This window comes from Tannerella forsythia, from assembly GCF_003860135.1.
GTDB lineage: Bacteria > Bacteroidota > Bacteroidia > Bacteroidales > Tannerellaceae > Tannerella > Tannerella forsythia_A.
This window is the reverse complement of record NZ_RQYN01000061.1, coordinates 1-13,159: the sequence shown is the minus strand read 5'-3', so window position 1 is coordinate 13,159 and position 13,159 is coordinate 1. Positions and strand designations below refer to the sequence as shown.

Genomic DNA, 13,159 nt, shown 5'->3' with positions numbered 1-13,159 from the left:
ATCTTCTCGACGTCTTCGTCCGAGAAGGAAACGGAAATGATATTATCAATAGCCATATACACAAACTTTTATCACATTCAACTCTCTGACATGCGGCTCTTCTCTGTTCTGCTCCTTTCTTTCGTGTCCGCAAGGGGTTATGGGAAAGTGAAGAACGAAGAACGAAAAACGAAAAGTCCTTCGGGCTTTTTCACTTATCTGCATTATTTGCGTTCGGATATTCTGATTTCGACATTTTATATCAGGCTTACAGCCCTCCGCAGGAGTGGGTATTCTTTTTTCCCCAACGCTTCGCTTCGCTACACATGGGGCTGAATTAACGCACCCCTGCGGGGCTTCTTTTCAAATTGCCAGTTGTTAATGGTCATTTATAGCAGCCGGCTTTCAGCCAACAGTCAAAACAACTCAACATCTCAACGCCCGCAGGGCATCACTTTTCACTACTACTTTGACTACCCTGACTACTTTGCTCCATTTTTCACTTTTCGTTTTTCACTTTTCACTTTTCACTTTTCTCACTTTTTAATCAACTTCTGCGTATACGTCTGTCCGTCTTTGATCACGCGCACGAAGTACAGTCCCGCCGGCAGTCCGGCCATCGGGATTTGGAACGTCGGCTCATTCGTCCGGAACGACCGCAGCATCGTCATACCGCTCCATAGCTGGATTTCGTAGGTACTTCTGTCGGTCGAGAGCACGCTTAATCCGCTGACCTCGTCCGTCTCCATCAGCTGCAAGGTCACTACATCCGTTGCCGGGTTGGGCGAGAGGGAGAAGGGAGATATCGTTCTACTACAGGAAACCGCCGGTATCTGGACTTCTTTCCATGTTCCCCAACCACATTCACTACGTGCACGCACTGAAACCGTCGGACTTCCGGGCAATGGGCTTAATGGAATAACTGTAACAATGAAGTGATCAGCATATATGCCGTTATCGCCCGGATGATGAGCGATTTGCCAACCGTTACTGATTCTCCATTCATATTCGCGTATGTATCCCAAATGATTACCTCCCGGATGATCGGCCATTATGGCATTGGGATTATCGGTACATAAAGTACCGTTAGAATTCAAACTCTCGACAGTCAGTGTAATGTCTTGTGAAATAGGAGTGCCAAGACATATTTTCAGTGGAGTTAATGCAACAGATGAATTGTTAATGGTTGCTCGTACTTCGCATATGCCGTTTCCTCTGCAAGTAAGTACTCCGTTTGAACTGTTTATGGTGGCAATATTCGGATTCGATACGCTCCACTGCACCGTTGCGCCCGGCGGCAGATTTTCTACCGTGTAGGTCGCCTGATTGCAGACCGACGTGGGGCCGGAAATGGAGAAAGGATATCCATACAAATCCCAAACAGCCAGACAATCATCATTGTCCAACTGTCTTTTTATGCCAGTATAGTAAGGATACATTAGAGCAGAGGGAACATTGGAATGCTCAATTCCTAATAGATGGCCTATCTCATGTGCTGCAACTGTAATTAGGTCAATACCAGAACCATTAATAGACCAATTTTCATCATCATCAAAGTGTAAATGACCAGCATAATTTCCTCCTGCCGGTGGGGGATAAAATGCATGTGCTAATATACCTGTATTTCCATCAAAAGGATATCCGTCACCATGATTCCCTTTTTCCCATTTAATCTTTATATCTGCTTGATTGGGATTGTATACTTGTATACTTGTATGAAAGATAAAGTAGATTTATCACTCCATAATGCAAAAGCGCTTCTAATGGCATTTTCTCTTTCTGTAGTCGTCAAATGGGACGAACTATTATAAATATAGTATTTCAAGGTAGTTTTATTCCATTTTGAACCTTGAAGAACATAGTTATTGTCCCCTGTTAAAGGGCCATTATCGTATAGGCGCTGTGAATAAACTTTGAATATTGCAATCGTAGATAGAAAAAACAAAAGAATAAATCGTTTCATATTAATTGATTTTATTGATTGACATTAGATTTATACAATAAGAAGTTGTTCCCGCAGGAAGTGTAATCTTTAATGTTGATTTAGATATTTGTCCTGAAAATATCACTTTTTCTTTTTCCTTCATGTATTTACTGTCTAGATTACAAGGAAAATATAAAGTCACATTATCATAACTATTCGCATCGGACACCGAGATATACCATCGTTTAACCTCTCTATTATAAGAAATAATCCCTGTTAACTCTGATACATCTTTTATTATCTCTTTATCACAACAAGAAGACTGATCTTTCTTACATCCCACTCCTCCTATCAGCAGAAGCAGGACACCTATCCATAAAATAATTTGCTGTTTCATGTTTTTCTATTTTTAAAATTGATACTTGTTTTTCGCGTTCCGGATATTTCTTTTACGCTGCGCCTCCGGTGCGGTTTGCGAGGCGCATCGGCTTGTCTGGCGGAATATCGGTCGTTTTTTCCATAGTTTTATCTTTTTTTGTTATGGTACGACAAAGGTATAAATATTTTTTTGACAATATGCAACTATTTCGCCTGTTTTTTTATGTTTTTTTGATGCACGAGAAATAGGGGGATTTTTAATGGTCGGTTGTTCATGGTTATGGGAAAGTGGAGAATGAAAAGTGAAAAGTGAAGAATGAAAAGTGAAAAGTGAAGAACGAAAAGTGAAAAGTGAAAAACGAAAAGTGGAGAACGAAGAACGAAAGGGTGGAGCTGGAGAGATTCGAACTCTCGTCCAAACGAGGAACTAATTTGCTTTCTACATGCTTATCTTCGCCTTGATTTTCGTGCTGCGGCAAGACCGAAGCCACCCACCGCAACCTTATTCCCTAAACTTTCACTTGTCGTACGGGACATCCGTCAAGCTATCTCCGACATTTCTGCACCACCGGTTCGGATTGCCTCGAAGCCACGGCTTCCGGGTGATGTCTCGTCCAAACACCTTGTGTAAGGATGAAGCTTCAATCTACTGTACTTCGATTAAGCAGCGAGAGCGTAGTTATTTTCGCCAGTTAAAATTGGATCAACCGAGATTATAGTGCCGGCCAACGACGCACTGCATGCTTACAAACCACTTCTGCCCGCTGTCAAAACCGGTCAGCCCCTTGTATAAAGGGAGATGATTTGAAAATCATTTCCATTGTTTATCGTTCATCAACATCCGACACTTCGGATCGCTTAGCGACCGCAAAGATACATCATTTTCTCCGAAAAAGAAAAGTCGTGTGTGAGATTTATCGTCTTTTCCTTTCATAATCATCATTTTTTTTACCTATGTTTGCATAAGATTTAACGAATTTATCAGCACTTAAATGTATTAAACATGAAAAAGATCTTATTATCGGTTTGGATTATGCTGTTGTGCAGTATGGCAATGGCACAGGAACAAGGTGTACAGATTCAGGACGTTGAACGTATACCTGCGGGTGACGGTACGTATGTTTTTCGCCATTCGAAAGGAGAGAAAAAACATCTTGAAGGAAGGCAGCGTCTTATTCTCGGTCGTAGAGAGTATCTTGTCGCGGACTTCTCCAACGGACGGATGACGGGCGATTATGAACAATATTATGATGAGACCCTTATTGAGAAGAAGCATTATAACAGCCATGGACGTTTGGAGGGCAAACAGGTAACGTATTACAAAGACGGCAGCATCGAACGTGAACTTTACTTTAAAGACGGTAAGATAGACGGACGCATGGTGCGTTATAGCGCTAAAGGAGAATTGGAAGAAGAACAGGAATTTAAGGACGGCGCCGAAGACGGAATGCATAAGAAATATGACCGTTCCGGTAATCTTATCTACGACTGTTATTATAAGAATGGAAAACCTCACGGTAAGCAGACAATAAAATACGTTGACGGAGACGGGTTTGAGACGGTCGAATCGGAATATGACAATGGGAAACCGGTCGGACGGTTCGTTCGAACGCTGGCCTCCGGTGTCGTAACGAGCGAAGGACAGTACGATGGAAACCACGAAAAGACCGGATTGTGGATCGATCGCACGAAGGAGGGATTGCCTAAATCGGAAACACCCTATAAGAACGGGAAAGAAGACGGCTTCGTGAAGACATACTACACCGACGGTAAACTCAAAGAAGAAAAAGAATACAAAGACGGCAAACCAACCGGGCTGGTGAAAAAGTACGACTTCCGGACCGGCAATCTGATTTCGCAGGAAAAGCGGACGAAAGGCGATGTGCTGGAGGGTGAACAGACGCTTACTTTTACAAGTAACCTGCATGGGCGATACACGGAGCATGGGACGTATGTAAAAGGTGTGAAAAACGGTCGATTTACCGAAACGTATGAGAATGGAAACAAGAAATCGGAAGGTGTGTATGTAAACGGAAAAAAAGACGGAAAGTGGAACACGTATTACCGCAGTGGAAAACCCGAATCGGAAATTATGTACAAAAACGAAGAATACGACGGTGAAGTACGCAAATACACGCAACGAGGCCTCTCGTCTGTCACGATGTACAAAAACGGGAAAAAACACGGTGTTCATCAGACATATGATTATGAAACGGGCAAACTGATGGAAGAAGAACATTATGTAGATGGTATCATGAACGGTGTTTGTCGGCGTTATTATCGAAACGGCACCCTGGAAGAAGAATATACTGCGGTTAACGGACAGCCGGAAGGGCCATATAAAAGATACGACCGCAATGGTAAGTTAATACAAGAAGGCGTATTCAAAAACGGACGGATACAAAAACAATAAAACGAAGCGATACGTACCGAGTTGAAAACTTGTCGGTTGTTCGTCTTGTCTGGTTCGAATCCGAGCGGAAGATGATACGATACAACCGACTTGATTTTTCATTATTCACCGTAACAATCTCAGATTTTTTATCTATGTTTGCACACAAAAACAAACTTATTCAAAAATACAATTACAGATGAAGAATTTTCTCATGTTTCCACTTGCTTTGACCATGACAATGGTCGCCCAAGCTCAAGTAGAGTTTCGCCCCCCGGCGACATCCCAGAAACCGGTAAAAGACACCCTGCATAACGTGGTGATCACCGACCCTTTCCGCTGGCTCGAAGATAAGGAAGACCCCGAAGTCGTCGCATGGACTAAAGCGCAGCACGATTACGGTCTCGAATACCTCAAACAGACTCAGCAGGAGCATCCCGGACTGCGCGAGGCCATCGCTTCGTATATCGACATGGATTTCGAAGGCCCCTTGAGCAAAATTGGCAACCGCGTCTTCCAAAACGTGAAGAGAAAGGGAGACAAGCAATCTAAAATTTATACCCTGATCAACGGGAAGAAAGTGCTGATCTGGGATCCGGTCAAGTTAGACCCGTCGGGAAAGACTTCGACATCGGGCGTAAGCTACACGTATGACGGCAATCGTGCGGCCATCAGTGTACAGAAGAGCGGCGCGGAGATTTCGACTACTTACATTATCGATACGCGTACGGGAAAGATTCTGCACAAACCGATCGAAAACGTCTTCGGATTCCGTTGGACAAAAGATCAGAAACATGCTTATTTCACGCTTCGTTCGAAAGAAGATATCGATGCGCAGAGTCCGCTTAAAACGTACCGTTGGAAGGTTGGCGATCCGATAGCGAAAGCGCAGTTTATCGGCACAACCTCCGATGCGCAGAACAATTATTTTATTTATGACAACCGTTACGGCGATGTAACCTTCTTCGGCGAAGGCGATTTCTACTCCAACAAAGTGCATATCCGCAAGACGGGAACGAACGATCCCGGACAGTTGATCTACGAAAGTAAGGAGTTCAACGCGTATCCCGAAGCAATTGGTGATAAACTCTATATCTTGACAAACGATAAGGCGCCGAATTTCCGCCTGATGACGGCCGATGTTTCGAGCCCCGAATACAAAGACTGGAAAGTGCTGGTTCCCGAATCGGAAACAGTGATGCAAAGCTATGCCGTCACGAAAAATAACATCATCATACAGGATAAAAAAGACATTATGAGCCGTCTTACGCTCTACGATCTCGACGGAAAACGGTTGCGCGAAATCGAGCTTCCCGAAGTGGGAAATGTCGGCGGGATGAGTTATAACCGCGAAGAAGACTCTCTTTACATCAGTCTGAATACGTTTACATCGACTCCGAAAACCTTCGTAGCTTCACCTTCCGACTTCAAATGGAGACTCTACTATCAGCGCGAACTGCCGATTGATATGAGCGGTATCGAAGGAAAAATCGTATTCTACCCCTCGAAAGACGGTACGAAGATTCCGGCATTCGTGATCCACAAAAAGGGCATCAAGCTGGATGGCAACAATCCGGTGCTGATTAACGGATACGGTGGTTTCAATTCGGGTATTGAGCCGGGATATCAAGGCTTCTATGCTCCGTTGCTGGAAAAAGGCGTTGTGGTAGTACGTGCCGGTATCCGCGGAGGCGATGAATACGGTGAAGCGTGGCATCGTAACGGGATGCTGGGTAAAAAGCAAAACACGTTCGACGACTTCAACAGTTGCGTAGAGTGGCTGATCAAGGAGAAATACACCAATCCGCAGAAGGTGGTTGCTATGGGTGGCAGTAATGGCGGGCTGTTGATGGGGGCCATCGCCACGCAGCGCCCCGATCTCTACAAGGCGATTGTTTGCCAAGTGCCGTTATTGGATATGCTTCGTTATCATAAGTTCCTGATCGCACGTTACTGGATTCCGGAATACGGATCGTCAGACGATCCCGAACAATTCGGATGGATTCTCCCCTACTCTCCTTATCATAACATCAAAGCAGGGGTAAGCCTCCCGACAATGCTTGTTACCACCGGTGCGAACGACAGTCGCGTGGATCCGTTGCATGCCAAAAAGTTCGTTGCGGCTGTGCAAAACAATCCCGGACAGGTCAATCCGGTTATCCTCCACATCGATTACGAGAGTGGACACGGAAGCGGTCAAAGCACGGAGCAGAGCATTAAGAACTGGACGTTTACATTCGAGTTTATCATGAATCAGTTGGGACTCTAAGCCAACAAAATTGATTAACGGTCTTCTTACGGGCCATATAAAAGCCGCAGGCAAAACGGATCAAAAAACGATTTTGCTTGCGGCTTTTCTTTTTCTTACGCAAAGAGCGTCTGCCTTCCGGAACGAAAATAGTACAAAAATCGTATCTTTGTCGCCGGTTTATCTGCGTAACGTATGAATATTGCGATCGTATCTGTTGTCACCTTAGCGGTCAATCTTCTTTTAGGCCGGTATCGCATCAGATACCGCAAGATGAGTTTGATGTGGTGGGTCATCATACACGCCTCTCTTCCGCTCGTCATTCCTTTGCGTATCTGGTTCGATACGCCGGATATGACGATTCCGCTCTTCATCGGTCTGGCCATTCTCGGCCAACTTATTGGTTCGCGAATTCAGTGGGGACAAAGTAAGGGATAGCTATGGGTCGCTGAGTTACCGCTGCTCGGCGTTGAATTTCCGAAGTTGCGTGTAAATCATCGTCATCGATACGAGAGCGGAGACCGTATCCGATACGGGCATACTCATCCATATTCCCGTTATACCGAAAAATTTCGGCATGATCAGCAGACAAGGAATTAAAATAATCACTTGTCGTATCAATGATAGGAAAACAGCTTTCTTTGCCATACCGATGCTCTGGAAAAAGTTGGCAATTACCATCTGTGCCCCTACCAGCGGAAAAAGCATGACGGAAATGCGCAACCCATAGACCGACAAACGAATCAGCTCTTTATCGGTCGTAAAGACGCAGGCAATCCAGTCGGGTTTGAGTTGTGCCAGCAAAAACGCAAACGTGGTGACGAGGGTTGCAAAAAAGACCGTCAGCCGAAACGCTTTTTGTACGCGGTCAATCTGACGAGCTCCGTAATTATACCCCACAATCGGCTGCATCCCCTGATTAAGTCCTATCACAATCATAACAAACATAAACGCAAAACGATTGATGATGCCGTATGCTCCGATAGCCAGATCACCACTGTATTGCTTTAGACCGTTATTGATCAGAATGACAATCACACACGAGGCCAGATGCATAAAAAAAGGAGCCATGCCGATAGCCAAGATGTCTTTGATTAAGCCGATGTGTGGTTTGAGCAGATCTTTCCGGAAATGCAGCAGACGTTTTTTGTTGCTGAAAAGCATCAGTAGCCACGTCAACGATATCGATTGCGAAATGACCGTTGCGATGGCTGCCCCTTGAATGCCCCATTCGAAAACAAAGATAAAAAGCGGGTCCAATAACGTGTTCAGCACAACAGTGGTTATGGTCATCATCATGGCTTGCATCGGGTGTCCTGACGAACGCAGCACGCTGTTCAATCCGAGATAAAGATGCGTAATGATATTTCCGAAAAGGATAATCACGATGTAATCGCGAGCATATCCGATCGTTTGCTCACTGGCACCGAAAAAATACAGAATCGGATCGATAAAAATAAGTGACACCAGTGTAAATATTCCTCCGATAACGATGTTCATGATTACTACGTTGCCAAGCACCTGTTGCGCTGTGCCGTAGTTTTTTTGTCCCAGTTTGACGGAAACGATCGTGCTGGCCCCTACACCCACCAAAGCTCCGAAAGCCGCGGCAATGTTCATGAACGGAAAGGTGATAGCCAGCCCCGAAATGGCCATGGCTCCTACCCCCTGGCCGATAAAAATGCTGTCGACCATATTGTATAGTGACACAGCCGTCATGGCGATAATCGCCGGAATGGCATATTTCGTCAGTAACGAACCGACAGGTTCTGTTCCTAATGCAGAAGGAGGTTTTTGTCCGGACATCTATTTATTGTTTTCGCGTCGGCCGCAAAAGTAATGAATTTGGTGTGCAAAGCCATGCCATCAAGAGCAAACTTTTCTTTATGATCTAACTTTCAATTGCTTGCAAACGATTGTCAAGAACCATAAAGATATCCTCGCTTAAGTTTAAGGCTTGTAATATTTTTGTTCGCAAAATCCGGAAAAAAATCCGGGAGAAGACAGATGAATGATGAATAAGTTGTGTATATTTGTCGGCAATTTGAAATAAAAAAGAAAAAAAATGAAACAATTTTTCAAAATGATGTTTGCTTCCACATTGGGCTTCTTCGTGGGACTGATGTTGGTAGGAGTGATCGCCGTCGTTTTCATGATTGGCATAGTGGCCGGTCTGAGTTCAAACTCTCAAGCGATTTATACTCCCAAAGCGGAAGAAAGTGTTTTTAAGATAGCATTTGAAGGAGAGCTTCGCGAAACTGCCGAAGATCATCCGTTTGCCAGCTTAGTGACAGGCAAGGAATCGGATTTGTCGTTGAAAGATGTATTGAAATCGATTCGTCATGCCAAGGAACAGGAATCGGTCAAAGGGATTTATTTAGATATGGGAGTGTTTTCCGGAGGGACTGCCAGCCTCGATGCCATTCGTCGCGCACTGATGGATTTCAAGGATAGCGGAAAATTCATTGTTGCTTATGCTGATAGCTATACACAAGGAGGGTATTATCTGGCTTCGGTAGCCGATAAGGTTTACCTTAACCCGCAAGGAATTTTGGGACTGACCGGTATCTCTTCTCAAACGATGTTCTATAAAGGTCTGTTACAAAAGATCGGGGTAGAAATGATGGTCTTTAAAGTCGGTACGTACAAAGGGGCTGTGGAACCGTTTATCGCGGATAAATTAAGCGATGCGAATCGTGAACAGATTACCTCGTATCAAAACTCCATCTGGGGAAATATTACCAAAGGTATTGCGAAGAGCCGTAATATCACGGTAGACGATGTGAATCGTTTCGCGGATGAAGGCGCGTTTTTCGCTTCGCCGGAGAAGGCGGTCGAGTATAAATTAATCGATGAACTAAAGTATCGCAGCGAAGTGGAAAAATACCTGATCGAACAATCCGGTCAAACGGGTGATAAGCTGAAAACCGTCGGATTATCGAATATGAAAAATATAAAGAATACCGAGCGGGAATATCGTAACAAAATTGCGATCGTATATGCCGAAGGGGAGATTACGCAGAGTCTCGTCTCATCGCCTTACAGCGGAAGCCATCCGTATATTTCGGAAAAAATCAATGAAAATCTAAGAAAATTAGCTGATAATGATGAGGTCAAAGCCGTAGTGCTTCGTATCAATTCACCGGGCGGCAGCGCCTATACGTCCGAACAGATCTGGAAGCAAGTGTATGAGTTGAAAAAGAAAAAGCCGGTTGTCGTTTCCATGGGAAGCGTGGCGGCTTCGGGAGGATATTATATCGCGAGCGGTGCGAGCAAGATTATTGCTGAGCCGAACACGCTGACAGGTTCGATCGGTATTTTTGGGATGTTCCCCAATACAACCGGACTGTTTAATAAACTGGCGTTAACGACCGATATAGTCAAGACCAACAAGTACGCAGACTTTGGTGACCCTTCCCGTCCGATGACGAACGATGAGAAAGCCTTGATACAGGGGTATATCGAACGTGGATACGATACGTTCCTAACGCGATGCGCCGAAGGACGAGGCGTGAGCAAGGCCGATATCGACAGCATCGGACAAGGTCGTGTATGGACCGGAGAGCAAGCGCTTAAAATCGGTTTGGTCGACGAATTGGGCGGTATTGAACGCGCTGTCGAGCTGGCCAGTGAATTAGCCGAGATATACAATTATAACATAATGGAAGTATCGACCAGCCATGACTTTTTGAAGGAGTTCTTGGAGAAACAGATTGAAGTCGTGAAGCAGTCGATGGTCAAAGACATGCTGGGCGACGAATACGAGCATTTCAGGATGTTACGAAAAGCCAAAGCGACATACGGTATTCAGGCACGTATCCCTTACGATCTGAAACCGTTGTAGGAAAAGAGCGAAAGAACGAAGCAGAAATGGCCAAATCAAATCGTCTGCATTATATCGGTTTTCCTGTTGCACTGGTCTATGGGATCATCGTGTGCATACGTAACCTCTTTTTCCATATCAATTTGCTGCCTTCGCAGCAATATGCGATTCCGGTCATTTGTATCGGTAATTTATCGATGGGAGGAGCGGGAAAGACGCCGATGGTTGAGTATCTGATACGTTTGCTGTCGAAAAAATACCGGGTGGCTGTGCTCAGTCGCGGGTACAAGCGCCAGACATCCGGCTATGTGTTGGCCGGCGAACACTGTACCAGTCAGGAGGTAGGCGATGAAGCCTGCCAGATAAAGCGTAAATATCCATCCGTGATTGTAGCAGTCGATAAAAGCCGTCGCAGAGGGATGAAGCATTTGCTGGCAATGACCGAAGGCGAACGGCCGCAGGTCGTCTTGCTCGATGATGCCTTTCAACATCGATATGTGCAACCGTCGTTATCGATCTTGGTGACGGATTATAATCGCTTATTCTACAAAGATAAATTATTTCCGGTAGGCATGCTGCGTGAGCCGGCAGGCGGTGTCCGCCGGGCTGATTGGGTTGTGGTCAGTAAATGTGATCCCGCATTAAAACCGATCGATTGTCGCATCATGGAAGATGATATGCATCTGCAATCCCATCAGCAAGTGTTTTTTTCCGGCATCTCGTATTTGCGGATGGAAGGAATATGGCCGGAAGAATGTTGCCCGCGAGCCTTAAACAGTCTGCGGAAAGAAGATGAAGTACTTCTGCTCACAGGGGTGGCCAATCCGGCGCCACTCATCGAAGAGATGAAGAAATATTCGCAGAATATAAAGGTGATGTCGTTCGGTGATCACCACGACTTCAAGAAAAACGATGTCAAAAAAATAAGTGCCTCATTCGCGAAGATGAATCCTGAATCGCTTATCGTATGTACGGAGAAAGATGCCATGCGCATTCGGAACAACCCGTATTTCCCGTCCGAATGGCATTCGCGTATATATTATGTGCCGATAATGGTTTCTTTTCTGTTCGACAAGGGCAATTTATTCGACGAGTCGATCTTGAAACACATCTCTACGATGGAAAACAGCCGTATTTTAAGACAATAGAAAAGTAAGTAATCATGCAACGAACAGAAATCGCGACATTGGGAGAATTCGGACTGATCCGCCATCTGACAAAAGCTATTACGCTGAGAAATAAAAGTACGCTGAAAGGTGTGGGCGATGATGCTGCCGTACTGGACTACCGAGACAAGCAAACACTTGTTACGACCGATTTATTGCTGGAGGGCGTACATTTTGATCTGACTTATACTCCTTTGAAGCATTTGGGCTATAAAGCGGCCGTGGTCAACTTCTCCGACATCTATGCGATGAACGGGCAGCCGAAACAAATCACCGTATCGGTCGGTATTTCCAAACGCTTTGCGGTAGAAGATTTGGAAGAACTATATGCCGGTATTATGCTTGCCTGCGACGTGTATAACGTTGATCTTGTGGGAGGAGATACTTCTTCGTCGTTGACCGGACTGACATTGAGTCTGACTTGTATCGGCGAAGGAGAAACGGGAAAAATCGTTTATCGCGACGGAGCGAAAGATACCGATCTGATATGTGTTTCCGGCGATTTAGGAGCTGCTTATATGGGGTTGCAATTGCTCGAACGTGAAAAGAATGTGTTTCAAGGCGAGAAAGATTTTCAGCCCGATTTCGGCGGAAAAGAATACATCCTTGAGCGGCAGCTCAAACCCGAAGCCCGCAAAGATGTCATCGCGATGTTGGCCGAAGCAGGTATCGTCCCCACCGCGATGATGGATATTTCCGACGGGCTATCGTCCGAGCTGCTTCATATCGCATCGCAAAGCGGTGTAGGATGCCGCATTTACGAAGACCGTATCCCGATCGATTATCAAACGGCCATCATGGCCGAAGAGTTCAATATGAACCTTGTTACGGCGGCATTAAATGGCGGCGAAGATTACGAACTGGTTTTCACCGTACCGTTGTCTTACCATGATCAGGTGCAGGCTTTGAAAGGGATTAAAATCATCGGACATATTACGAAGGCTGAGTTCGGTAATTGTCTTGTCGGCCGCGACGGTGGTGAGGTCGCATTAAAAGCTCAGGGATGGCAGTCGTTTACCGAAGAACATTCGTGATTTTTTGCACCCCTTAGAGTCTCGCCGCGTATCCCCTCCAAATTCCCTGCGCATCTCGTCCAAATTGTCTTATAGGACTTTTTAAATTGTCTTATAGGACAATTTAAATTCTCTTATAAGACAATTTTCTCCTTTTTTATCTAGTTGCTCCTTAAAATATATTCATTAAACTGTTTGTCAATAAAATAAATGGAATAATTATTGGATATTCTTGC

10 protein-coding genes, 1 other RNA gene and 2 pseudogenes are annotated in these 13,159 nt (G+C 45.0%); 7 read left to right on the top strand and 6 right to left on the bottom strand.

The window, feature by feature from the left end:
- Window positions 1-315, top strand: a 315-nt coding sequence (locus EII41_RS14330) for a hypothetical protein (protein ID WP_221620723.1), incomplete at its 5' end; no start/stop codon positions are given.
- A gap of 200 nt (window positions 316-515) precedes the next feature.
- Here the strand turns inward: EII41_RS14330 and EII41_RS14800 are convergent.
- The 5 genes and pseudogenes from EII41_RS14800 to ssrA form a co-directional block, all read right to left on the bottom strand.
- Window positions 516-776: pseudogene (locus EII41_RS14800) on the bottom strand (T9SS type A sorting domain-containing protein); the annotation flags it as partial.
- A 627-nt stretch (window positions 777-1,403) separates the two neighbouring features.
- Window positions 1,404-1,652, bottom strand: a pseudogene (locus EII41_RS14795) (matrixin family metalloprotease); the annotation flags it as partial.
- Between the two features lie 2 nt (window positions 1,653-1,654).
- Window positions 1,655-1,942: a M10 family metallopeptidase domain-containing protein gene (locus tag EII41_RS14580; RefSeq protein ID WP_260425576.1), complete on the bottom strand. Its 288-nt coding sequence runs from the start codon at window positions 1,940-1,942 to the stop codon at window positions 1,655-1,657.
- Window position 1,943: 1 nt separating this feature from the next.
- A complete protein-coding gene (locus EII41_RS11985; protein WP_124790783.1) occupies window positions 1,944-2,300 on the bottom strand; it encodes a hypothetical protein in 357 nt (118 codons plus the stop codon).
- 366 nt (window positions 2,301-2,666) lie between these two features.
- Window positions 2,667-3,066, bottom strand: a transfer-messenger RNA (tmRNA) gene (gene ssrA, locus EII41_RS11980).
- Between the two features lie 218 nt (window positions 3,067-3,284).
- Here ssrA and EII41_RS11975 point away from each other — a divergent pair.
- The 3 genes from EII41_RS11975 to EII41_RS11965 all read left to right on the top strand — a co-directional run bounded on the left by EII41_RS11975 (window position 3,285) and on the right by EII41_RS11965 (window position 7,359).
- Window positions 3,285-4,694 (top strand): toxin-antitoxin system YwqK family antitoxin, encoded by a 1,410-nt coding sequence (locus EII41_RS11975; protein WP_124790782.1) that lies wholly within the window; start codon window positions 3,285-3,287, stop codon window positions 4,692-4,694.
- A 178-nt stretch (window positions 4,695-4,872) separates the two neighbouring features.
- Window positions 4,873-6,942 carry a prolyl oligopeptidase family serine peptidase gene (locus EII41_RS11970; protein ID WP_124790781.1) on the top strand — a complete coding sequence of 690 codons (2,070 nt, stop codon included), beginning with the start codon at window positions 4,873-4,875 and terminating at the stop codon, window positions 6,940-6,942.
- A gap of 174 nt (window positions 6,943-7,116) precedes the next feature.
- Window positions 7,117-7,359, top strand: coding sequence for a hypothetical protein (locus EII41_RS11965; protein ID WP_124790780.1), 243 nt, complete (start codon window positions 7,117-7,119; stop codon window positions 7,357-7,359).
- A gap of 15 nt (window positions 7,360-7,374) precedes the next feature.
- Here the strand turns inward: EII41_RS11965 and EII41_RS11960 are convergent, their stop codons facing one another.
- Window positions 7,375-8,727: an MATE family efflux transporter gene (locus EII41_RS11960; RefSeq protein ID WP_124790779.1), complete on the bottom strand. Its 1,353-nt coding sequence runs from the start codon at window positions 8,725-8,727 to the stop codon at window positions 7,375-7,377.
- Window positions 8,728-8,986: 259 nt separating this feature from the next.
- Here EII41_RS11960 and sppA point away from each other — a divergent pair, with 259 nt between their 5' ends.
- The 3 genes from sppA to thiL are packed head-to-tail and all read left to right on the top strand — an operon-like array spanning window position 8,987 to window position 12,944.
- Entirely contained in the window at window positions 8,987-10,765 is a 1,779-nt protein-coding gene (gene sppA / locus EII41_RS11955) for a signal peptide peptidase SppA (protein ID WP_124790778.1), read from the top strand.
- Between the two features lie 26 nt (window positions 10,766-10,791).
- A complete protein-coding gene (lpxK, locus tag EII41_RS11950; RefSeq protein ID WP_124790777.1) occupies window positions 10,792-11,892 on the top strand; it encodes a tetraacyldisaccharide 4'-kinase in 1,101 nt (366 codons plus the stop codon).
- Between the two features lie 11 nt (window positions 11,893-11,903).
- Window positions 11,904-12,944 (top strand): thiamine-phosphate kinase, encoded by a 1,041-nt coding sequence (thiL, locus tag EII41_RS11945; protein ID WP_124790776.1) that lies wholly within the window; start codon window positions 11,904-11,906, stop codon window positions 12,942-12,944.
- The last annotated feature ends 215 nt before the right edge of the window (window positions 12,945-13,159 follow it).

Coding starts and splice junctions, on each gene's coding strand:
- EII41_RS14580 (WP_260425576.1), bottom strand. CDS start 1,942: ATGAAACGATTTATTCTTTTGTTTTTTCTATCTACGATTGCAATATTC.
- EII41_RS11985 (WP_124790783.1), bottom strand. CDS start 2,300: ATGAAACAGCAAATTATTTTATGGATAGGTGTCCTGCTTCTGCTGATA.
- EII41_RS11975 (WP_124790782.1), top strand. CDS start 3,285: ATGAAAAAGATCTTATTATCGGTTTGGATTATGCTGTTGTGCAGTATG.
- EII41_RS11965 (WP_124790780.1), top strand. CDS start 7,117: ATGAATATTGCGATCGTATCTGTTGTCACCTTAGCGGTCAATCTTCTT.
- EII41_RS11970 (WP_124790781.1), top strand. CDS start 4,873: ATGAAGAATTTTCTCATGTTTCCACTTGCTTTGACCATGACAATGGTC.
- lpxK (WP_124790777.1), top strand. CDS start 10,792: ATGGCCAAATCAAATCGTCTGCATTATATCGGTTTTCCTGTTGCACTG.
- EII41_RS11960 (WP_124790779.1), bottom strand. CDS start 8,727: ATGTCCGGACAAAAACCTCCTTCTGCATTAGGAACAGAACCTGTCGGT.
- sppA (WP_124790778.1), top strand. CDS start 8,987: ATGAAACAATTTTTCAAAATGATGTTTGCTTCCACATTGGGCTTCTTC.